This window comes from Aminobacter sp. P4_D5, from assembly GCF_056401815.1.
Genome location: NZ_JBFUIP010000006.1, coordinates 14,148 through 35,501, shown reverse-complemented (window position 1 = coordinate 35,501; position 21,354 = coordinate 14,148). Strand labels below are relative to the sequence as shown.

Here is a 21,354-nt window from a genome sequence, read left to right as displayed (position 1 = left end):
GCGATGGCGGTTGCGTGGTTACTTGGGATTGCCGCTCTTATCGAGGCAGCCACAGGCGCTGCCCTGATCTTCGATCCGAACCTGGTTGCGCGGTTGCTGCTTGGCGAAGGCCTGTTCGGCGCTGGCCTGCCCGTCGCCCGCGTTGCCGGAGTTGCACTGATCGCCCTGGGTGCGGCCGGCTGGATCGGCCAAAAGGATAAAGGCAGGCACGCCGCACTGGCGGCCATGCTCACCTACAACGTCCTTGTGGCGGCGTATCTTYGTTATCTCGGGCTCGATGGTGCCCTGTCTGGGCCTTTGCTGTGGCCAGCGGCTGCCTTCCATGCCGCACTTGGCCTGCTCCTTGCTGTCGCCTGGCAAGCCCGCCGATCACGTTCGGGCACGTAGCCAGACCGTGTCAGAACGCGGACGATCGCGGCAAATTCAGCACAGAAGCTACCCGAACCTACACGCCGGTATGCCCTACAACCACTAGCCTAAAGGCGAGGCACCTTGCGTAGGGCAGGGCGTCGTTGCGGCGCCTCCGCTCCGGCATAGCCTTCCGCAATGTTTCGTCATGACTGCCTTTGGCTTCCGCAAGGTGAGTTGGTCTCAGCACATGGATGGAGAAAGCATATGAAGCGAAATCTTCTTGGAACTCTGTTGCTTGGCACCGCGCTGACTTTGGGCAGCGCTGCGACGGTAGCCGCGCAAGACAAGCCGCCCAACATCGTCGTCATCATGGGTGACGATATCGGCATGTGGAACATCGGCGCCTATCATCGCGGCATGATGGCCGGGCGCACGCCGAACCTCGACAAGATTGCCGCCGAGGGCATGCTGTTCACTGATTATTATGCCGAGGCGAGTTGCACTGCGGGCCGTGCGAACTTCATCACCGGCGAGCTGCCGATCCGTACCGGCATGACCACTGTCGGTCAGGCTGGAGCCACGACCGGACTGCCCGCCGAAGCCGTGACACTGGCCACGGTTCTCAAGGATATGGGCTATACCACAGGCCAATTCGGCAAGAACCACCTTGGCGATCTCAATGAGTTCCTGCCCACGGTTCACGGCTTCGACGAGTTCTTCGGCWATCTCTATCACCTTGATGCGATGGAAGATCCCGCGCACCCCAACTACCCGCAGGAACTCCTGGACAAGGTTGGGCCGCGCAATATGCTCCACAGCTGGGCGACAACCACTGATGACGCGACCGTCGACCCGCGCTGGGGCAAGGTCGGCAAGCAGAAGATAGAAGACGCCGGAACCCTCTATCCAAAACGGATGGAAACAGTGGACGGTGAAATCCGCGACTTCGCCCTGAAGTTCGTGGAGAAGGCCAAGTCAGACAACAAGCCTTTCTTCCTGTGGCTCAATCCCACGCGCATGCATGTCGTAACCCACCTTTCTCCCAAATATGAGGCGCTTCAGAATTCGGAGAATGGCTGGTCTCTCCAGGAAGCCGGCATGGCCCAGCTCGACGACGACGTTGGACTGGTGATGCAGAAGCTCAAGGAACTGGGCGTCGACAACAACACCATCGTTTTGTTCACGACAGACAACGGCACCGAGACCTTTACCTGGCCCGATGGCGGCAACACGCCATTCAAGGGACAAAAGGGCACGATCTATGAAGGTGGCTTCCGCGTGCCGGCATTCATTCGCTGGCCCGGCAAGATTGAGCCCGGCAAGGTCGAGAACGGCATCGTGTCGGGTCTTGATTGGCTGCCGACTTTCGTGGCAGCGGCAGGAAACCCGAACATCAAGGCCGAGCTTCTCAAAGGCAAGAAGATTGGCGATCGCACCTACAAGAACTATCTCGACGGTTACGACCAGACGGCCATGCTCACCGGCAAGGGACCTTCGGCCCGCCACGAGATTTACTATTTTGGTGAGAGCACTTTGGGCGCAGTGCGCATCGACGACTACAAGTATCGCTTCATAGAGCAGCCGAACGGCTGGCTCGGGGCCAAGGATCATGTCGATGCACCGTCGATCACGAACCTGCGGCTCGATCCGTTCGAACGCCTGGGCACTCCGGAAAACGGAACCCTGGACGGTGCCCAAGGATACTTCAACCAGTGGTTCTTGTATCAGTTCTGGCGCTTCGTGTTCGTTCAGCAGGAGGTGGCCAAGCTCGCCGAGACGGCAATCGAGTTCCCACCGATGCAGAAGGGCGCCAGCTTCAACCTTGATGCAGTCAAGGCGCAGATCGAGGCCGCCAGGGCGTCCATGGCCAAGTAGGACAATGTGATCTTGGGCGGGCGGCTCGCAATGGCAGCCCGCCGGGCTGCAGTTTTCCCTGGCCCGGGCTTGCTAGGTCAGTGCGTATCGCAGCACGTGGTTCGGATAAGACTGGCCATCGATCCGGAACTGCGTTTCGCCGACCTTGGCAAAACCCTTCCTCAGATAGAATTGGGAGGCGCGGTCATTTTCGGCGTTGACCGACAGCCAGACATCGGGCCGCCCGGTTGATGCGCAAAATTGCAAGCCAGCCGCAAGCAGCCTCCCGCCGGCGCCACCGCCTTGGTGCCGGGGCTGGACATACAACGTTGAAATTTCGAGATCGGAGCATTTGGCCACGGGCGCCTCGACGCCCAACGAGACATGGATAAATCCGTCGATGCCAACGGAATTCTGCGAAACCAGGATGGTTTGATTTTCTTGCGACAAGATTTCTTCGAACCGAGCGGCGGTGAACTGTCTCAATGCAAAGTCGGCAAAGAACGCGTTGACACCATTGCGAATGTAAGTGTTCAGCCAAACTTCCAGACCGAGCGCAGCGAGGCTGGAAGCATCCGTCATATCTGCGGGTCTGATCACGTCTCGATCCATTGTCCAGCGAAGGTCAATCTGCGGATAGTTGATGATTTGTCCTTTGGGAAGACATGTTTACGCGGCGCGCAGCAGATACAACTACGGTCCTCCGGCTGGGGAAGGAAATGATGGCGACGTCGAGCACCGCCTCGATAGCTCCCCTGTGGTGGACCAAGGGACATTCGGGGAGTAGGCTACGGTTTGCAGGCCCAGGTTGTATCAGGCGAGGCCTGAGGGAATGGCAATCCAGCACCTTTGCTGTATCCGCATTGCTGTCTTTTCCGGAGGAAATTCGCGCTCGACTGGAGCGACACGCCGCTTCGTTTCCGATCAGGCTTAGGTCACCATTTTCCAAGAGCAGATACCCCAATTGAACAAGTCACCCAAAGCGGAGGTATTCCCATGTTCGTGCAGCATGATTTCCTCAAGCGGACTCACCGTCTCGCGCTCATAGCCGCGACGGCTTCTGCTGTGGTCTTGACGCTTGGCCTCGCAGCGCCCGCAAAAGCCGATGAAGCAGCGGCCAAGACCATGCTCAAGGCGATGTCCGACTATCTGGCCGCGCAGAAGAGCATATCGTTCGACTACGACACCAACCTCGAGGTCGTCACCAAGGATCACCAGAAATTGTTGCTGGCGAGTTCGGGCGAAGTCGATCTCAGCCGGCCCGACAAGTTCCGTGCTACGCGCACCGGCGGGTTCGCCAATGTCGAAATTCTCTTCGACGGGAAGGTCCTGACCCTTTTGGGCAAGGACGCCAATGCGTATGCCCAGGTCGATGCCCCCGGCACGGTGGATCATCTTGTCGACGAGTTGCGCGATAAATACCACAAGCCGGTTCCGGGCGCCGATCTCTTGCTGTCGAACGTCTATGACGAGCTGATGCATGGCGTGACCAACGTCAAGGATCTCGGCAGCGGCGTCATCGGCGGCACCGAATGCGACCATCTGGCTTTCCGGGCAAAGGACGTCGATTGGCAGATCTGGATCGCGCAAGGCGAACATCCCTATCCGTGCCGGTATGTCATTACCTCCAAAGGGGTGGCCCAAGGGCCGCAATACAGTATCCAGATCAGTGACTGGAAAGCCGGCACCGACATGAAGGCCGATGATTTTGCCTTCAAGGCGCCGGACGGTGCCAAGAAGATCGATGTGAAGGAGTTGCGCGACATCGATGAACTGCCCAGCCATTTTGCACCAGGAGGTGGCAAATGAACGCGTCAAGGAAGCTGAGAATTTATCTGCTCGCCGCAACTGTCGGGTTTATCGGGCTCGAAACCCTGGAGCATCCGACAGTGCCTGGGCTTCCTGGTTTCGTCTCAACGGCCGAAGCCAGGGTCGGTCGGCCTCTTACGCCAGTGAGCGTTGCCGGCGTGGCGCGGCGCACCGTGCGGCGCTGCGCGGTTGGCGTGTATTATTGCTAGCATGATCCCGAAGCGAAGGTCCGCGTAGCAAACAGCGGCAGCCGGGTGTTGATCGGAATGGGGTTTTCGCGCGGTTTCCGCGCGAGCCCCAGAACGTTATCATTGCCTCTGCCGCTCGTTTCTGGCGACCATGGCGAGTATTGTTTCGAACAGCTCGTCCTTGGCCTGAGCGGGCGTGATGTCTCCGCTCGCGGCGGCGAAGGACAGTGCTTCGGCCGCCCCAAGCATCGCCCAAAGCCCCGGCGACGCGACGGTGCCGGTCGGTGCAAACGGGGCAAGCAGGGCCCGGCACTTCTCCATGAAGATCGCTTCGTAATCGCGCTTGACCTTCGCCAGTTCGGGCGAGCCGGCAAGGGCTGCGATCACGCCCGGTATCTCGCGGCCCTGCAGAAGCACGCACTCGACATAAGACGATGCGATGACCGCGGCTCTGCCCGATAGGGTCGGTTCGCTTGCTTGAAGTGCTGTGTCCATCAGCGCGGTCTGGCGCGTGTCGAACTCCTGGTAAAGTGCTGCGAGCAACGCCGGCCGCGTGGCGAAATGGTCATAGACGACGGGTTTTGCCACGTTCGCCTGCTCGGCAAGCCGTGGCAGCGTCAAGGCTTCCGTTCCTTCCTCGCTGATCAAAGCCCATGCGACGTCCAGAAGCTGGCGATGGCGGTCTTCCCGCAGCAGGCGCCTGCGCAGGCGTGGGGCTGTCGTAACGGCGCTTGACATCGTTATGTACCAAAAGTATATTACTAAAATTAGCTTACAGAAAGTATATAAGCAGCGCCCGCCGCCCGCAACCACCAAGCAGGAGTTTTCGACATGCACGCACTCATCGTTGTCGCGCATCCCGATCCGAAGTCGCTCAGCCACAGCGTCGCTGCGCAAATCGCCGAGGGCCTGTCCCAGTCCGACCCAGGCAACAGCTTCGAAGTTGCCGACCTTGCGGCGGAAACTTTCGATCCGCGCTACACCGCCACGGATCTCGCCGTTCACCGCAGGGAGGTGCCGCCGTCAGCCGATGTCGCCGCCGAGCAGGCAAGGATCGATCGCGCCGACACGCTTGTGCTGGTCTATCCCGTCTATTGGTGGTCGATGCCGGCGCTGCTCAAGGGATGGGTCGACCGCGTGTTCGCCAACGGTTGGGCTTACGATGAGGGCCCCGGCATCAAGCCGATGAAGAGACTGCGTCACCTCAAGGTTCATCTCGTCGCCATCGGTGGCGCAACCATGCGGACCTATGCGCGGCACGGCTATTTCGGCGCGATGAAAACGCAGATCGACCATGGCATCTTCGATTATGTCGGTGCATCAGTGGTGACGTCCGAGCTCCTGCTCGACTCCGAAACGCAAGGGCCGGCTGACCATCTGGAGGCCGCGCGGACCATCGGCCGCAATCTCTTCGATGCATCCACAATTGTTTCGGCAGAAGCAGCGTGAAAGCGTAGCCCCGCTGGGCGGCCGCCACATTCACAAAGTTGATTTTGTCGAGGCCAGCGGCGGCTAGGGCCGCTCTTGGCTACAGCACCTGCAGCCCGAGATTGCGCAAAAGGTCTGTTGCCTGGCTTTTCGAGATCACCGCACCTTTGAGGATCGCCGCCTCGTTGAGCTTCAGCGGGCCAAGGTCGCAGCCGCGCAGGTCGGCACCTTCGAAGCGGCAGGAGCGCAAGGTGGCGCCCCGCAAGCTGCAGCCGTCGAAGATCGCCTCGCGGAAATCGCAGCCTCTGAGTTCGGCATCGCTGAAATCGAGATTGTCGAGCGATTTGCGGCGGAACGAGACGGCGGGCAGGAAGGCGCTGACCAGCCGACATTGCTGGAAGTCAGTGCCGATCAACGCGCAATCGGCGAAATTCGCGCCCGTCAGCTTGCTCTGGCTGAACTTCGCGGCGTTGAGCCGCGACCGCGTCCAGTCTGTGTTGGAGAGGTCGCAATTGCGGAACTCGGCATCGACGCCATCGATCGCCGCAAGCTTGGCGCCCGCCATGCGGCAGCTTGTCCAGCGCGTATCCGTGAGCGTCGCTGCCGATAGATCGCATCCGGCCAGATTGCCGTCGACGAACTCACAAGCGCTGAGGTCAAGCCGCGCGAGATCGCTACCTGCGAGTTGCAGGCCCCTGAATGAGCGCTGACCCTGGGCAAGCTGATCGGCGAGGGAAATGGTGTGGTCGGCTGGTATCATTCTCGAAGGGCTCAGTCGGTGGTCTGCGCTTTGTAGTTCAGCTCTTTTGCAGGGCCACGTGAACGCCAAGGCCGACGAGCACGGCACCGCCGGCGCGCTGCATCAGGCGCTGGGCACGGCTCGAGCGCCGCAGCCTGGTGATCATCGCGCCCGCCAGCATCACGCCGATGATATCGGCGCTCGAAAACATCATGTTGACGATCATGCCCAGCAGGACGAACTGCAGCCAGACCGGAAATGTGGCCGACGCATCGATGAATTGCGGCAGGAACGCCATGAAGAAGATCGCCGTCTTGGGGTTGAGCACCTCGACGGTGACGCTTTCGAAGAAGGCGCGCCGGGCGGATTTTGGCTCGATGACGGGGAGATCGCCATCGCCTTGCACCTTGGCGCGGAACAGCGCAATGCCGAGCCAGATGAGGTAGGCCGCGCCGACAAATTTGACGACCATATAGGCGAGCGGCACGGCGTGGAAAAGCACCGACAGGCCGGCAGCAGCGGCAATGACATGGACATAGCCGCCGAGATGGATGCCGAGCGCTGCCATCATCCCCGACCAGCGTCCGCGCGCCAGCGTCTGGGCCGCGGCGTAAAGCATGGCAGGACCAGGCATGAAGGCGAAGATCGCTGTGGTGGCGAAAAAGGCGATCAATAGCTCGGTCGACGGCATGTCTGCGCTCCAGTGGTCAGTCCGCATTGGCCAGGCCCTGCGGCAACTTTGCAAAACTACATGATCCTTGCTCAGGCGATAGCGGAAACGGGCAGGGTTGTCGCGAGGGTCTGCTCGATGATCGACACGAGCCCAGCGCGCGCTTCGCGGTTCGTGGTGAAGCCGGCGATGGCCGTGCCCGAGGCCGGTGAATAGTAGGCGACCGTTCCCCAAAAACCGAGATGCGAACAACATTCGATGCCGTCGACGCGGCTCACGGCAATGCCGAGACGGTAGGCGTCGGCGCCCTCATGAGTGCCCTTCGAGAGCATTTCTTGGAGCGTTTGCGGGCTGTCGAAAACTCTGTTTTCGAACAGGGCTGCAAAAAATGTGGCGAGGTCGCGCGCCGACATCACCAGCCCGCCACCGCCGTAGAGGTCCATCGATGCGTTGATGTCGGTGGCGTCGACCGCACCCAGAAACTGACGCGCCCTCAACTCGGTTGTTACAGGCTGTGGTTCGGCGATCTCCCACCATGTCGATGTCAGGCCCAGCCTGTCGAACGACATTTCGCGCCGAACCGTGGCGGCGAGACTTGTGCCCGAGATGCGCTCGATGATGTCGCCGAGCAGGATGTAGCCTGTGTCGGAATAGCTGAACCGCGTCCCCGCTTCGCTCAAAGGGGGCGAGTATTCCACGGCGAGGCGAACCTGCTCTTCGCGTGTCCAGAAGCGGGTCGGGTCGGCAAGCACGGTGGCGAAGTAGCGCGGATCGTCGGCGTGATCGCATAGCCCGCCGCTGTGGTTCAGCAGATGGCGAACGGTGATCTTGTAGGTGCGGTATCCGGCGGTCGAAAGCAGGTCGTTGAACAGTGGCGTCACGAGTGGTGCGATCCGGCTGTCGAGGTCGATCAGGCCCTGTTCCCACAACCGGAGAACGGTGGCGGCCACGAAGGTCTTGGTGTTGCTCGCCACCCGAAGCGGCGTGTCGGCGGAAATCGGCCTGCCGCTCGACTGATCAGCCACGCCGGCCGAGACCTGCCAAGGCTGATCGAGACCTTTGCCGGTGGCATACAAGGTCGTCGCGGCCTGTTGTTGGCGCAAGCGCGCGGCGAGATCGTCCCTGTTCATTCCGTTTCCTTTGGCATTGGCGGCCGGCATCGAGATGCCCATTGCGCTCTCACTCTGGCGCGCTGGTGCTGCCAAGGGATAGCGCCAGTTTGCGCAAAAGCTTTGTGAGCTGCTCTTGTTCGGCTTCGGTCAGGCTTTCGAGCATCAGCGTCTCGACCGCCATATCGGCCTCGAATGCTTCCCGGGCGCGTCGGAGGCCTTCGTCGGTGAGTTCGACAGGCAGGCTGCGCCCATCGCCTTCGGCGCTGACCTGTCTGACCAGCCCTGCCTTGGCGAGGCGGTTGATCCTGTTGGTGACGCCGCCCGACGAAATCATCATCGAGCGGTAGAGTTCGGTCGGGCGCAGTCGGTATGGAGGCCCGGAACGCAAAAGCGTAAACAGCACGTCGGCCTCGCCGCTGTCGAGGCCGTAGGTGGCGAAGATCGCCTCGATCTTCGGGCGGGCGGCAAGCGTGATCCAGCGGGCGCGGCCGAGGATCGCCATGCCGCGCGTATCGAGATGAGGGAGCTCTTTGGCCCATTGGGCGCGCCGCGCATCGATGCCGTCCTGCAGGCCGCCGCCGGCCAATTCCCCATTATTTTCGTCGAGATGTCTTGACACTAAGATAATTCCGTCATTTATCTTAGCGCTAAGATATCTCGAGGTTCGCCATGACGCAACAGGAAGTTCTTCGTCTGCCGGTGTCCTACGCCGCGCGCTCGCCGCTGATCCTGCTGGCGTTGTGCGGCCTCGTCTTTGCCACCCGCATCATGATCTCCAAGGCGGCACTGAACGCGGGCATGCAGCCGTTCCAGTTGGCGCTGGTTGCCAATGTCGGCGCTGGCCTGATCCTGCTGCCGCTGCTGGCCGCGTCGGGGCAGGGCATACCGCGCGAGTGGCGGCATATCGTGCTCTACCTGGTGCTCGGCATCATCAGCTTCACCGTGCCCACGGTACTCGGCTACTACATCGTCGACCGTGTCGGGCCGGCCTATACCTCGACCGTCTATTCGCTGTCGCCGCTGTTGACGATGAGCTTCGCCGCCGGGCTCGGCATCGAGCGCATGTATGTCAGGCGCTTCGCCGGCATCCTCATCGGCCTTGCAGGCATGGCGGCCCTTGTGCAGCAGCAGCTGGCAGAGATCGACCTCTCGGAGACGGTGTGGGTGCTGCTCGGCATCACTATCCCGGCCTGTGCCGCCGCCGGCAACATCATCCGCTCGGCCTTTTGGCCCAAGGGCTCGTCGGCGCTCGCTTTCTCCTGTGGCATCCTGCTGAGCTCCAGCCTGATGGTGGCGCTGGTGGCGCCCTTCTTCGAGGCGCCATCGAGCTGGGTCTTTTTCGACCGTGACGTGCTGTTCTGGATCGGCTGCATGGTCGCAACCTCGGCCTCGTCCTACCTGCTCAACTTCCGCCTGCAGGAGATCGGCGGGCCGGTGTTCTTCAGCCAGCTTGGCTATTGGGGCACGGGCTTCGGCGTGGTGCTGGCGGCGCTCTTGTTCAACGACGTGCTGACCCTGCTTTCGGTCGCGGGCCTCGCGGCGATCATCGCTGGTGGGGTGCTGGCCAACCGTCGGCGCGCTTGATCAACCCAACCTTCAATCGGGAGAAACTGCAATGTCATTTCAAGCCTATCTCGACACGATCAAGAACAAGACCGGAAAGGGACCGGAGGACCTTTTGAAACTGTCCGACGAAAAGGGCTTTTCTGAACAGGGAAAGCTCAAGGCCGGCGTGAAGGCCGGGCAGGTAATCGAATGGCTGCGCGAGGATTTCGCCCTCGGGCACGGGCACTCGATGGCGGTCTACGCGCTCTTGAGCGGCAAGAAGAAGGTCGGCGACCTCTAGGGATGCTGCCTTGACCACATGCTCCCCAGGGGGATAGCATCTTGGGATGACAGAACATGCGCATACCCACGCGTCCCATCCCGATACGCTCAAGCGGCTGAAGCGGGCCGAAGGCCATCTGCGCGGCATTATCGCCATGATCGAGGCGGGCAGGCCTTGCCTCGATGTCGCCCAGCAATTGCACGCGGTGGAAAAGGCTGTCGGCCAGGCCAAGCGCACCCTGATCCAGGATCATCTCGATCATTGCCTGGAAGAAGCGGTCGGACCGTTGCCGCGCGAGCAGCGGCAGTCGATCGACGAGTTCAAGGAAATCACCAAGTACCTGTGAGACGCCGCCGATTCCGGCCGCCTCGCGCCTTCTGCCGAGCAACCGTTGCAGCCCTCGGGCCGCCTGACATCACCGAGCCTGACCGATGCTTCAGATCCTGTCCAACCGAACCTATCGCCATCTGTTTGCTGCCCAGCTGATCGCGCTGATCGGTACGGGCCTCGCGACGGTCGCGCTCGGGCTCTTGGCTTATGATCTGGCCGGGCCGGACGCCGGTGTGGTGCTTGGCACAGCCCTTGCGATCAAGATGATCGCCTTTGTTGTCGTAGCACCTGTGGCGGCTGCCTTTGCCGAGCTGCTGCCGCGACGGCCGATGCTGGTCTGCCTTGATCTCGTGCGTGCGGCGGTGGTGCTGCTTTTGCCTTTTGTCACCGAAGTCTGGCAGGTCTATGTGCTGATCTTCCTGCTGCAATCGGCATCCGCCGGGTTCACTCCCGCATTCCAGGCGACCATTCCCGACATTCTGCCTGACGAAAAGGACTACACCCGCGCGCTTTCGCTGACCCGGCTTGCTTATGACCTCGAAAGTCTGGTCAGCCCCATTCTGGCGGCGGCACTTCTGACGGTGATCAACTTCCACAGCCTGTTTGCCGGTACGATGATCGGCTTTCTGGCATCGGCGGCTCTGGTCGTCTCGGTGACGCTGCCGAGCCCGCACGTATCCGAACACCGCGGGATCTATGAGCGAACCACGCGGGGGTTGCGGATCTATCTTGCAACGCCACGGCTGCAGGGCTTGCTTGCCGTCAGCATGGCGGTTGCGGCTTCCGGTGCGATGGTGATCGTCAACACAGTCGTCATCGTGCAGGGCGAATATGGCCTGACGCAGAAGTCTACGGCGATGGCGCTGGCGGCTTATGGCGTCGGATCGATGGTGGCGGCATTGATGCTGCCGCGAATACTCGACCGGGTCCAGGACCGCTCGATCATGCTGGCGGGCATAGCTCTGCTGGCGTTCGGRCTTGTGTGCGGCACGCTGGTACAGGGTTTTGATTCCCTGCTACCCCTGTGGTTCGTTCTCGGCCTTGGCTATTCGGTCGCGCAAACGCCGGCGGGCCGGCTGCTCAGGCGTTCGTCGCGCCCGGAAGACAGGCCGGCATTGTTTGCCGCGCAGTTTGCGCTTTCCCATGCCTGCTGGCTGATCGCCTATCCGCTGGCCGGCTGGCTCGGCGTGACCGTCGGCCTGTCCCAGACCTTTGTCATCATGGCTGGTATCGCCGCTGTTGCGGTGGCGGTGGCCGTATTGATGTGGCCGGCTTCCGATCCCGATATCGTGGGCCATCACCATGATGACCTTGCCGAGGACGATCCGCATTGGACGGAGGGCGCGCATCGCCATGGACGCCGGCATGCCCACGGCTTCGTCATCGACACGCTGCATCCGCAATGGCCGCGCGAGCGCTGACGAGAACCTGGTGCTCTTTCCAACCCTTGGTGGTCGATCAGGCTTTGCGTTATGATCTGTGCAGCCGAGATGGGGACCTGCGGTTATGCGGGATGCAGCCAGCCTGAGGGAACTGCCGACTCCAAGCCTGATCCTCGATGAGGCGATCATGCTCCGAAACATCGAACGCCTCGACAATAGACTGGCTGGATTGAATGTTTCGGGCCGACCGCATCTCAAGACGATCAAGTCGGTCGATGCCGCCAAACGAGTTCTCAGGAATGCCAGCTCGGCGACGGTCGCGACGCTGAAGGAGGCCGAAGTCTTTGCTGGCGCCGGCGTCACTGATCTTCTCTATAACGTCGGCATTTCGCCGCAAAAACTGCCGCGCGTTCTGTCCCTGCGAGCCAAGGGCTGCGACCTTGTCGTAACCCTCGACTCGATTGCCCAGGCAAGTGCCGTTGCCGCAGCGTCGCGCCAGGCGGGCGAGGCGATACCGGCCCTGATCGAGATCGATTGTGATGGCCATCGTTCGGGGCTGCGCCCGGATGATCCCGCCATCGTCGAGATAGGGCGTATATTGACAGACGGTGGCGCGGAACTGCGCGGTGTCGTGACTCATGCCGGCGAGAGCTACGGCGCGCGCGGCGAGGCAAGCCTGGTCGAATTCGCCGAACAGGAGCGTCGCGCGGTATTGACGGCAGTGGAAATACTGAAGCGCGCTGGCCTGGCCTGTCCGGTCGTCAGTGTCGGTTCGACGCCGACCGCGCATTTTGCCCGCGACCTGACCGGTGTGACCGAGGTGAGGGCGGGTGTCTATGTCTTCTTTGACCTCGTCCAGGCAGGCATAGGTGTATGCACGCTGCAGGACATTGCCCTGTCGGTGCTGACAACCGTCATCGGCCATCAACACGAGCGCGGCTGGATCATGATCGATGCCGGCTGGATGGCGCTGTCGCGCGATCGCGGCACCGCATCGCAAGCCGTTGACCAGGGTTACGGCGTGGTCTGCGACATCGAGGGGCGCGTGCTTGAAGACCTTATCGTCGCGGCCACGACCCAGGAACACGGCGTCATTGCGGTGCGGCCCGGCAGCGAGGCAAAGCTTCCCGATCTCGCGGTGGGCGAGATGTTGCGCATCCTGCCCAACCATGCCTGCGCTACTGCCGCGCAGTTCGACGGCTACGACGTGCTGGCCGCTGGTGGCGGGCTGGGCCACTGGCCACGTTTTCGCGGCTGGTGACAGGCTGGCATAGCGCCCGTGCCGCAGTGACTTTGCGGCGGCATTGTGGCATGGCGCCACGATGAAGAGCATGCGGCTCATTTTGCGGGACAGGCTTGCGACCGGCGCCATCGCCGGCATGATCGCGTTCCTGCTGCTTTTCCAAGCGCTGCTTTCAGGTGCCGCGTCCGGCGCCATGGCGGCCTCTGCCGCCGACCCGCTCGGCGTCATCTGCACCATGGACGGCATGGCCCCTGCGAGCGGCGACAAGCAGCCTGTCCGCAGCCCCGCCGAATGCCCCTGCGGCACGCTCTGCCAGCTGGCGGTGGCGACTGCTCCCGGCCTGCCGGGCGAACAGCTTGCCTTCATCCTCAACCGGCCGGAGGCGGATGGCACTGTTATTGCCGTACTGGCTGAGCCCGTTCGGCAGGGCCTGCGCGGGCTGATCGCCGAGGCAAGGGCACCACCAACGATCTCCATCTGACGTCGAACCGATCAAGGCCGTTCAAGCGGCCTGACTTCCACGCTTATGGAGACAACAATGTCCGAAATGACCCTCGGACGGGAGAGCAGCGCTGTGGCTGCGCGCTCGCCGTCCAATCTTTTTCGCGCCGTCTGGCGCTGGCACTTCTATGCCGGCCTTCTGGTGCTGCCTTTCATGATCAGCCTCGCCGTGACCGGCGCTCTTTATCTTTTCAAGGATGAGATCGACGCGCTCGTCTATTCCGACCTGAAGCGTGTCGAGATTTCAGAAGGCAAGGCCGCACCCTCTGCGATGGTTGTCGCAGCGCTCGCGGCTCATCCTGGCACCGCCGTCAAATTCACCGACGCCGCTTCACCGACAGGTTCGGTGGAGATTACCGTCAAGACGGAAACCGAGGGCAAGCTTGCGGTTTATGTGAACCCTTATAGCGGAGAGGTGCTGGGCGCGCTGCCCGATCGCGGCACGATCATGTGGATGGTGCGCTATCTGCACAGCCTCAAATATTTCGGCGACACCGCCCGCATGCTGATCGAACTCGCCGCCGGCTGGTCGATCCTGCTGGTGGCGACAGGGATCTATCTCTGGTGGCCGCGCGGAAAGTCGGGCGGTGTCGTCACCGTGCGGGGCAAGCCGAAAAACCGCATGTTCTGGCGCGACACCCACGCGGTGACAGGCATCTTCGTCGGCTTCTTCATCGTCTTTCTGGCGATCACCGGCATGCCGTGGTCGGGCGTGTGGGGCGAAAAGGTCAATGAATGGGCCAATGGCAACAATTTCGGCTATCCCGCCGGCGTGCGGGTGGCCGTGCCGATGTCCGACGAGCATCTCAACCATGTCGCCAAGACGTCGTGGTCGCTCGAGCAGGCGCAGATGCCGCAATCGACAGCCGAGCATGCAATGGCGCCCATAGGTCTCGACGTGGCGGTCGCGACCTTCGACAAGCTTGGCCTGCATCGCGGCTATGCCGTCAACATTCCAGCGACGCCGGAAGGCGTCTACACTGGCTCGGTCTATCCCGACGATGCGAGCCAACAGCGCGTTGTCCATCTCGAACAGTATAGTGGCAAGCCGCTGATCGACATGGGCTTTGCCGATTACGGCCCGCTCGGCAAATGGCTGGAATGGGGCATATCAGTGCATATGGGCCAGGAGTTCGGCCTCGCCAATCAGCTGGTGCTGCTGGCTGCCTGCCTGGGCATCGTCTTGCTTGCCGTGTCGGCCGCCGTGATGTGGTGGAAGCGGCGCCCGGCCAGTTCGTTTGGCGTGCCGCCGCTGCCCACCGACCGGCGCGTGTTTCGTGGACTGATCGCGATTCTGGCTGTCGGCGGCATCCTGTTTCCGCTGGTCGGCATCTCGCTGCTGGTCATGCTCGCGCTCGACTGGCTCGGCACCCGGGCGATGAAGCCGGCCTGATCCAACCGGCCGCCGTGGCGACGCGGCGGCCGGTTACTTCGCCAGCGTGTTCTTGTAGACCTTGCCGTCCTTCATGATGATGGAAAAATTCTTGTCGGAGTCGGCGACAAGTTTGAGGTCTTCCAGCGGATTGCCTTCGACAAGCAGGAGGTCGGCGAGCGCGCCTTCCAAGACGACGCCGAGCTTGCCGGGATAGGGGTTGATGAAGCCCGACAGCGCCATCAGCTCGCCATTGTCGCCGGTCGCCATCTTGAGTGCTTCGGCCGGCGTGTACCATTTGGCGAGGCTCGCCAGTGCTGCGCCTTGACGRCTGGCAGCGGCCGGGTCGAACAGGATGTCGGCGCCGAAGGCAGTCTTGACCTTGTATTTCCTGGCCAGCCGGTAGGCGTTGTCGGTACCGTCGAACACCTGCTTGGCCCGTCTCTGGGACGACGGGTCCATGCGCGCAAAGACGTCCGGGTCATAGGTCAGCGGCTGCAGGCTCCACCAGATACCCTTTTCGGCCATCAGCTTGACTGTTGCCTCGTCAAGCAGCTGGCCATGGTCGATGACCTTGACGCCGGCGCGGATCGCCTGCTGGACCGAGGGCGGGGTGTAGGCATGCACGGTGACATAGGTGCCCCAGTTCTCGGCCGCCTCGACCGCCGCACGAAGCTCCGGCTCGGTGTACTGAATGGATTCGATCGGATTGTGCGCAGGCGAGTTGACGCCGCCGCCGGCCATCAGCTTGATCTGGCTCGCGCCCAGCCTGAGTTGTTCGCGTGCGCGCAGCCTGACCTCGTCGGGGCTGTCGGCGATGGCCGCGATGCCTTCGCGCTCGGAAAAACTCAGCGGTCCTCCGGGGATCCGGGGAAGTTCGTAGAGAAAGCGGAAGTCGCCATGTCCGGAGGTCTGCGAAATCATCGCGCCCGAGGGATAGATGCGCGGGCCAGGCGTGACGCCTTCGTCGATCGCACGCTTGAGCCCGAAGACCGGCCCGCCGAGATCGCGGATGGTGGTGAAGCCGCGCATCAGCGTCGCCTCCGCCTGGCGCGCCGCCAGCAATTGCAGATAGGCGGGGTCGGCCGTCATCAACAGCGGTTGCGGTGTGGCGGCCATGAAGGCGTGCCAGTGGGCGTCGATCAGCCCTGGCATGAGCACGCGGCCATTGCCGGCAATCACTTTTGCCTCGCCGCCGGCCTCGATCGGCGCTTGTGAAATCCGCTCGATGATGTTGCCCCTGACCAGGACGTTTGATGGGGCCGAAAGCGTCGCGCTCTTGCCGTCGAAGATGCGGACGTTTTCGAACAGGGTCACGTCGGTGGTCACAAGGGGCGGGGGAGGTGCTGTCTCCAGATCGTCGAGGGCAAAACTGGCCTGGCCAAATCCGAGCAGAAACCCAAGCGCGGCCAGCGGCAGTCGAAATGTCGTAATCTGCTTGTGAAACATATCTGTCCCCCGATGGAAGAGCGCGACCGCCCCTCGCGTTCGACACCTTCGGGATCATGCACGCGCAGCACTCGCCATGTCCATGCCGAAGGCAGGATGCTTCTCTGTACGGCTTTGGCCCCTGCAATGTTCTTGATTTCGCCACCTAACCGGCTGATGGTCCGGCCATGGAATGGCGCGACGAAGGAATCATCCTCGGCACCCGAAAGCATGGCGAAACCTCGGCCGTGCTCGAGGTGATGACGCGTGCGCATGGCCGGCATCTTGGGCTGGTGCGCGGCGGCCGCTCGCGCAAGCAGCAGCCGGTGCTGCAGGCTGGAAACCGCGTCGACCTTGTCTGGCGTGCCCGGCTCGACGAGCATATGGGCACCTTCCAGGCCGAGCCGATCGAGCTCAATGCCGCCAGGCTGATCGACAGCGCCATTGCCGTTTATGCCTTGCAGACACTGGCCGCGCATCTGAGGCTGCTGCCCGAGCGCGACCCGCATGCAGCACTATACGAGACGCTGGCGATCCTGATCGATCACTTGAACGAAGCCGAGGCGGTCGGAGAGCTGGTGGTTCGCTTCGAGCTTCTGGTGCTGGAAGAACTCGGCTTCGGCCTTGATCTCTCGGAATGTGCCGCGACCGGCACCGTCGAGGAACTGACCTACGTCTCGCCGAAATCGGGCCGGGCGGTGTCGCGTTCTGCCGGTGAACCATGGCGCGACAAGCTGTTTGCGCTGCCGCCCTTTTTGCAGCGCGGGGCGCGGCAAGGTGCCGACCTCAAAGCCATCGAGGACGCTTTCAGGCTGTCGAGTTTCTTTTTTGCCCGCCATGTCTATGAGCCGCGCGGGATCGATATCCCCGACGCGCGGAGCGGGCTGCTCATGGCGCTGCGCAAGTTCTACGCTGCCCAAGCCATCTCCCATGGAGACACTGCCGCATGAGCGAAGTCGAGTTGTTCCCTGGCCATTTTTCTCCCCTTGGCCTGGGCACGATCCCGCATGAGGACGTGCACCTATATTCAGGCATGGAGTTGCTGAAACGTGTCGTGGACGGGGTGTATCCGTCACCGCCGATCGCCGCGGTGATGAATTTTGGGCTGACCGAAGTGGACGCCGGTCGCGCGGTGTTTCGCGGCGTGCCAAGCGAACGCCATCTCAATCCGCTTGGCTCGGTTCATGGCGGCTGGGCGGCGACCCTGCTTGATTCTGCCTTGGGTTGCGCGGTGCACAGCATGCTCGACAAGGGCGAGGCCTACACAACGGTCGAGTTCAAGGTGAACCTGATCCGGCCGATCACGCCCGCCACCGGCGAGGTGGTCTGCGAAGGCAAGGTGATCCACAAGGGCAGGACGCTCGCAGTGTCCGAAGCCACGCTGAAGGATGCCAGCGGCAAGCTGCTCGCCTTTGGCACCGAAACATGCTCGATCTTTCCCGTCGCCAATCTGGCGGCGCGGTGAGCAGGCCAATCTGAGGGGGAAACGGCCATGCTTGAGAGCCTTTTGGGCGTCATCGCCATTGTCGCGCTGATCATCATCGTGTCGAAACAGCAAAGCCGGCTTGGCCTGCTCGAACGCGAGTTGGGCGCGCTGCGCTCGTTGGTACTGTCAGGGACGGTGCCCGCGCCGACAGCGAAGGCGGCGGAAATTTCAGCGGAGAAGGTCAGCGAGCCGATCGCCCCCGAGGCGTTGGCGGCCACGGCGGCCGACCAGCCTGCTGCGGCGGAGCCGGCAGCGGCGGTCACTGAAGAATTGCTGGTCGCGGCACAGGCCGAGGCGGGCGAACCGGGACCGTGGAGCGCCAAGCCTGCAGTAGCCGAGCCGGCACCGGCGCGTGAAGGGCCCGATATCGAAACCGCGCTCGGCACGCGCTGGGCGGTGTGGGTCGGTGGCTTGGCGCTGGCCTTCGGTGGCGTCTTCTTGATCCGCTATTCGATCGAATCCGGCTTCTTCGGCCCCGCTGCGCGGCTGACCATGGCTGCTGTATTTGGCCTCATCCTTGTCGGCGGCGGCGAATTCATCCGCCGCACCGGCTTCCGCGTGCCGATCCAGAATGGCGGCAGCGCCTATATCCCAGCGATCCTGACCGCCGCTGGCGCGTTCACGCTTTTCGGCACCATCTACGCCGCGCACGGCATCTACGGCTTCATCGGCGCAGGCCCAGCTTTCACCCTTTTGGGCATCGTCGGTGTGACGACCATTGCCGCAGCCTTGGCACATGGCCAGGCGCTGGCCGGTCTCGGCCTGCTCGGCTCGCTGGTGACGCCTGTGCTGGTCTCGTCCACTGCACCGAACTACTGGGCGCTGTTCGGCTATCTCGCCATCGTTTTGGTTGCGACAGCGGCCGTTGCCCGCACACGCAGATGGTCGCTGCTGATCGGGGCTGCCTTCATCGGCACCGGCCTGTGGACGCTGCTCTACCTCGCCGACGCGCCGCTGGTCAGTTTCACCATCGTCTTGTTCATGAGTGCCGTGACGCTTGCAGCACTTGCCTGGCTGTGGCTCGGACGCGGCGGCGATGAGGCAGAACTCGACTGGCCCTCGATGGTGCCGGCGTTCTTTATCGCCGTCACCGCGCTGGTGCTGTTCATCCATCCGACCTATGCCGCCCTTGGCGGCCCGCTGCGCGGCACGCTGCTGCTGCTCGGCATGCTGGCGGTAGCACTTTACCGTCCGGCCGCAGTGTCCATGCTTTTCGCAGCCGGCTTTGCCGTGGTGCTCATCTACCTGCGCAACGCCATAGGCGGCACATTCGACCTTGAGCTGCCGATCGGCGGGCTGACGGTCGAAGGCCTGCCGATCGAGGTCGCCGGTTCGACGTTGACCCGCATCGGCTGGGGACTGGGGCTGGTCTTTGCTGGCGCGGGCTTCTGGAGCGCCCGGCGGCAGGTGGTGGCCGCACCCTGGCGTGCGGCGAACTGGGCCGGATGGGGTGTTGCGGTGCCATTGGTGGTGCTGTTTTCGCTCTGGATCGCTTATGGCAATCCTGATCGCGACCTTGTGCGGGCGCTTGTCGCGACAGTCCTGGTCGCTGCCTTCGTCGCAGGCGGGGAATGGATCGCACGTGGCGAACAGCCGCCTTTGACTGGCGGGCCGGCAGTTTCCTTCGCGTTTGGCGGGGCAGGGGTGGCGCTGTTGCTGGCCTTGCATATGGGCTTCGGTTCGGGCTTTACGACCGTGCTGCTCGGCCTGGCCGCTGTGGTGCCGGCGCTGGTGACTCGCCAGCGGGCCTATCCAGTGCTTGGCTGGCTCAGCGTTGCAGCCGCCATCGCCGTGCTGGCGCGTGTCGCCTTCGATCCGACTATCGTCGGCGCCGATGTCTTGGGCCGGACGCCAGTGTTCAACTGGTTGCTGCTGGGCTACGGCATCCCCGCACTCGCCTTCGGCTTTGCCGCCTGGCAACTGGCGCGCACCACCAATGGCCGGCCACGGCTGGTGATGGAAGCGGTGGCGGCGCTGTTTGCGTTGCTGACGGTGGCAATGCTGGTGCGCCACGCGATGAATGGCGGGGTCATCACCTCCAACGCTCCGACCCTGGCCGAGCAGGCGATCTACACGCTGATCTCGCTCGGCGGCGCTGCTATCATGGTGGCGCTCGACATGCGCTCGCCGAGTGCCGTGCTGCAATACGGCTCGCTTGGCATGGGCGTGCTTTCTGTGCTGTTCATCCTTGCCCAGCACTTCCTGGTGCTCAACCCGCTGTTCACCGACGAAGGCACGGGCAGGATCGTCTTCTTCAACCTGTTGTTCCTCGCCTACCTGCTGCCGGCGGCGGCAGCCGTTGCGCTCGCCTACTACGCCAGGGGCAAGCGGCCGAAATGGTATTCGGCAATGCTGGCGCTGGTCGCGGCACTGCTCGCCTTCGCCTATGCGACGCTGTCGGTCAGGCGGCTGTTCCAGGGCGAGAATATCGCCTTGTGGGCCGGGCTAGGGCAGGTCGAGACCTATACCTATTCGGCACTTTGGCTTGCCATGGGCGTCGGACTTCTGGTCGCCGGCGTGATGCTGAAATCGCAGGTCCTGCGCATCGCTTCGGCGGCACTGATCTCGATTGCGGTGGCAAAAGTCTTCCTGTTCGACATGTCGGAACTCGAAGGTGTTCTGCGCGCGCTGTCCTTCATCGGACTGGGTGCGGTGCTGATCGGCATCGGACTCTTCTATCAACGGCTGCTCACGCGAGCCGCCCGTTAGAACCGGCACATGGCCGCAAGGATCGCTTAATGAAGATTACTGAAAGATTACCGATAAATAGTTGATTTTATTATATTCGATGCAATGTTGCTGCAATGCAGAAGGCGCAGTTTCCGCTCGCAACCAAATAGGCTGCACGGGACTTCGCCGGCGGGTTCTCCCCCCGTTGCCGCCGCGTCGATGCCCCGTCAACGGGCTGCGAGGCATTTGCTTCGCAGCCCAACGTCAATGTCGGAGCAAGAATTATCATGTCCAAGCGAAATCTGTTTGTCGTTGTATTCGCTGGCCTAGCGCCTTTTGCCATGCCCGCGATAGCAGCGGATGTGGCCCAGAACTACGCCCCCCAGCAGTTTTCCGATGCGCCCTACGACTGGTCGGGCGTCTATGCCGGTGTTCACCTTGGTTCCGCGTCCTCGGGCTTTCCCAACCCGTTCGCCGACAAGAGCGGCTTGCAGTTCGGCGGCCAAGTCGGCACCAACTTCCAGTCCGGCGTCATGGTCTATGGTGCTGAACTCGAAGGCAGCTATTCCGGCGGGTCGAAATACGATCTCGGTCGTGGTGCCGAACTCGAACGCACCTGGAACGGTGCGGCCAAGGTTCGCGCCGGCGTCAGTCTCGACCGCACGCTCGTCTACGGCACGGCCGGCTATTCCATGGCCAAGTTCAAAGCCAAGGGCAACGTGGTTTCCGACGACAAGTGGGAAGGCGGCTACCTGGTCGGCGGCGGCGTCGAGCAGGCCTTCGCCGGCGGTATCTCGGCCCGTGCCGAATACAACTACGTCAACTATGGCGACGTGAACGCCGTGCTCAAGGACGGCGCTCGTACGAGCGCGGACGCCGCCAGCCACAGCGTCAAGCTCGGCCTGAACTACCGCTTCTAGGCCCGGCTGCCGGAGATCGGCATCGATTTTCGCAACGGATCAG

At 62.5% G+C, this 21,354-nt stretch carries 23 protein-coding genes; 16 read left to right on the top strand and 7 right to left on the bottom strand.

Annotation, left to right across the window (positions count from 1 at the left end):
- Positions 1 to 3: 3 nt before the first annotated feature.
- Positions 4 to 387 carry a hypothetical protein gene (locus tag AC1DWF_RS02800; RefSeq protein ID WP_476841436.1) on the top strand — a complete coding sequence of 128 codons (384 nt, stop codon included), beginning with the start codon at positions 4 to 6 and terminating at the stop codon, positions 385 to 387.
- A 228-nt stretch (positions 388 to 615) separates the two neighbouring features.
- Positions 616 to 2,226, top strand: a complete 1,611-nt coding sequence (locus AC1DWF_RS02795) for an arylsulfatase (RefSeq protein WP_476841435.1) — start codon at positions 616 to 618, stop codon at positions 2,224 to 2,226.
- 72 nt (positions 2,227 to 2,298) lie between these two features.
- Here AC1DWF_RS02795 and AC1DWF_RS02790 read toward each other — a convergent pair whose 3' ends face one another.
- A complete protein-coding gene (locus AC1DWF_RS02790) occupies positions 2,299 to 2,805 on the bottom strand; it encodes an N-acetyltransferase family protein (protein ID WP_476841434.1) in 507 nt (168 codons plus the stop codon).
- 525 nt (positions 2,806 to 3,330) lie between these two features.
- Here AC1DWF_RS02790 and AC1DWF_RS02785 point away from each other — a divergent pair.
- Together AC1DWF_RS02785 and AC1DWF_RS02780 are read left to right on the top strand one after the other, a co-directional pair.
- Positions 3,331 to 4,014, top strand: coding sequence for a DUF2092 domain-containing protein (locus tag AC1DWF_RS02785; protein ID WP_476787532.1), 684 nt, complete (start codon positions 3,331 to 3,333; stop codon positions 4,012 to 4,014).
- A complete protein-coding gene (locus AC1DWF_RS02780) occupies positions 4,011 to 4,223 on the top strand; it encodes a hypothetical protein (protein ID WP_476783723.1) in 213 nt (70 codons plus the stop codon). The genes AC1DWF_RS02785 and AC1DWF_RS02780 overlap by 4 nt, the downstream gene beginning before the upstream one ends.
- 99 nt (positions 4,224 to 4,322) lie before the next feature.
- Here AC1DWF_RS02780 and AC1DWF_RS02775 read toward each other — a convergent pair whose 3' ends face one another.
- Positions 4,323 to 4,940: a TetR/AcrR family transcriptional regulator gene (locus AC1DWF_RS02775; protein ID WP_476783724.1), complete on the bottom strand. Its 618-nt coding sequence runs from the start codon at positions 4,938 to 4,940 to the stop codon at positions 4,323 to 4,325.
- Between the two features lie 93 nt (positions 4,941 to 5,033).
- Here AC1DWF_RS02775 and AC1DWF_RS02770 point away from each other — a divergent pair, with 93 nt between their 5' ends.
- A complete protein-coding gene (locus AC1DWF_RS02770; RefSeq protein WP_476783725.1) occupies positions 5,034 to 5,651 on the top strand; it encodes an NAD(P)H-dependent oxidoreductase in 618 nt (205 codons plus the stop codon).
- Positions 5,652 to 5,730: 79 nt separating this feature from the next.
- Here the strand turns inward: AC1DWF_RS02770 and AC1DWF_RS02765 are convergent, their stop codons facing one another.
- The 4 genes from AC1DWF_RS02765 to AC1DWF_RS02750 all read right to left on the bottom strand — a co-directional run bounded on the left by AC1DWF_RS02765 (position 5,731) and on the right by AC1DWF_RS02750 (position 8,770).
- Entirely contained in the window at positions 5,731 to 6,390 is a 660-nt protein-coding gene (locus tag AC1DWF_RS02765) for a pentapeptide repeat-containing protein (RefSeq protein ID WP_476783726.1), read from the bottom strand.
- A 37-nt stretch (positions 6,391 to 6,427) separates the two neighbouring features.
- Positions 6,428 to 7,060: a LysE family translocator gene (locus AC1DWF_RS02760; RefSeq protein WP_476783727.1), complete on the bottom strand. Its 633-nt coding sequence runs from the start codon at positions 7,058 to 7,060 to the stop codon at positions 6,428 to 6,430.
- Positions 7,061 to 7,131: 71 nt separating this feature from the next.
- On the bottom strand, positions 7,132 to 8,169 hold the full coding sequence (locus AC1DWF_RS02755; RefSeq protein WP_476787464.1) for a serine hydrolase domain-containing protein: 1,038 nt from the start codon (positions 8,167 to 8,169) through the stop codon (positions 7,132 to 7,134).
- Between the two features lie 49 nt (positions 8,170 to 8,218).
- Positions 8,219 to 8,770 (bottom strand): MarR family winged helix-turn-helix transcriptional regulator, encoded by a 552-nt coding sequence (locus AC1DWF_RS02750; protein WP_476786238.1) that lies wholly within the window; start codon positions 8,768 to 8,770, stop codon positions 8,219 to 8,221.
- Positions 8,771 to 8,820: 50 nt separating this feature from the next.
- Between AC1DWF_RS02750 and AC1DWF_RS02745 the strand changes: the two genes are divergently transcribed.
- From AC1DWF_RS02745 to AC1DWF_RS02715, 7 genes are all read left to right on the top strand, one after another.
- A complete protein-coding gene (locus tag AC1DWF_RS02745) occupies positions 8,821 to 9,735 on the top strand; it encodes a DMT family transporter (protein WP_476786237.1) in 915 nt (304 codons plus the stop codon).
- A gap of 31 nt (positions 9,736 to 9,766) precedes the next feature.
- Positions 9,767 to 9,997 carry a DUF4287 domain-containing protein gene (locus AC1DWF_RS02740; RefSeq protein ID WP_476786236.1) on the top strand — a complete coding sequence of 77 codons (231 nt, stop codon included), beginning with the start codon at positions 9,767 to 9,769 and terminating at the stop codon, positions 9,995 to 9,997.
- 46 nt (positions 9,998 to 10,043) lie between these two features.
- Positions 10,044 to 10,325: a metal-sensing transcriptional repressor gene (locus tag AC1DWF_RS02735; protein ID WP_476786235.1), complete on the top strand. Its 282-nt coding sequence runs from the start codon at positions 10,044 to 10,046 to the stop codon at positions 10,323 to 10,325.
- An 85-nt stretch (positions 10,326 to 10,410) separates the two neighbouring features.
- Positions 10,411 to 11,730: an MFS transporter gene (locus AC1DWF_RS02730; RefSeq protein WP_476787463.1), complete on the top strand. Its 1,320-nt coding sequence runs from the start codon at positions 10,411 to 10,413 to the stop codon at positions 11,728 to 11,730.
- Between the two features lie 85 nt (positions 11,731 to 11,815).
- Entirely contained in the window at positions 11,816 to 12,952 is a 1,137-nt protein-coding gene (locus AC1DWF_RS02725) for an alanine racemase (RefSeq protein WP_476785650.1), read from the top strand.
- Between the two features lie 70 nt (positions 12,953 to 13,022).
- The gene (locus tag AC1DWF_RS02720; protein ID WP_476787462.1) at positions 13,023 to 13,415 is read left to right on the top strand and encodes a DUF2946 family protein; all 393 of its coding nucleotides are present in this window, start codon (positions 13,023 to 13,025) and stop codon (positions 13,413 to 13,415) included.
- Positions 13,416 to 13,472: 57 nt separating this feature from the next.
- Positions 13,473 to 14,828, top strand: coding sequence for a PepSY-associated TM helix domain-containing protein (locus AC1DWF_RS02715; protein WP_476785648.1), 1,356 nt, complete (start codon positions 13,473 to 13,475; stop codon positions 14,826 to 14,828).
- Positions 14,829 to 14,861: 33 nt separating this feature from the next.
- Here AC1DWF_RS02715 and AC1DWF_RS02710 read toward each other — a convergent pair whose 3' ends face one another.
- Complete coding sequence (locus AC1DWF_RS02710) at positions 14,862 to 16,256, bottom strand: metal-dependent hydrolase family protein (protein ID WP_476785652.1); 1,395 nt, start codon at positions 16,254 to 16,256, stop codon at positions 14,862 to 14,864.
- Between the two features lie 167 nt (positions 16,257 to 16,423).
- Between AC1DWF_RS02710 and recO the strand changes: the two genes are divergently transcribed.
- From recO to AC1DWF_RS02690, 4 genes are all read left to right on the top strand, one after another.
- Complete coding sequence (gene recO, locus AC1DWF_RS02705) at positions 16,424 to 17,185, top strand: DNA repair protein RecO (RefSeq protein WP_476784583.1); 762 nt, start codon at positions 16,424 to 16,426, stop codon at positions 17,183 to 17,185.
- Positions 17,182 to 17,700 (top strand): PaaI family thioesterase, encoded by a 519-nt coding sequence (locus AC1DWF_RS02700; protein ID WP_476784582.1) that lies wholly within the window; start codon positions 17,182 to 17,184, stop codon positions 17,698 to 17,700. Before recO ends, AC1DWF_RS02700 begins: the two co-directional genes overlap by 4 nt.
- 27 nt (positions 17,701 to 17,727) lie before the next feature.
- The gene (locus AC1DWF_RS02695) at positions 17,728 to 20,430 is read left to right on the top strand and encodes a DUF2339 domain-containing protein (protein WP_476784581.1); all 2,703 of its coding nucleotides are present in this window, start codon (positions 17,728 to 17,730) and stop codon (positions 20,428 to 20,430) included.
- Between the two features lie 248 nt (positions 20,431 to 20,678).
- Positions 20,679 to 21,311: an outer membrane protein gene (locus AC1DWF_RS02690; protein WP_476784580.1), complete on the top strand. Its 633-nt coding sequence runs from the start codon at positions 20,679 to 20,681 to the stop codon at positions 21,309 to 21,311.
- Positions 21,312 to 21,354: the final 43 nt, after the last annotated feature.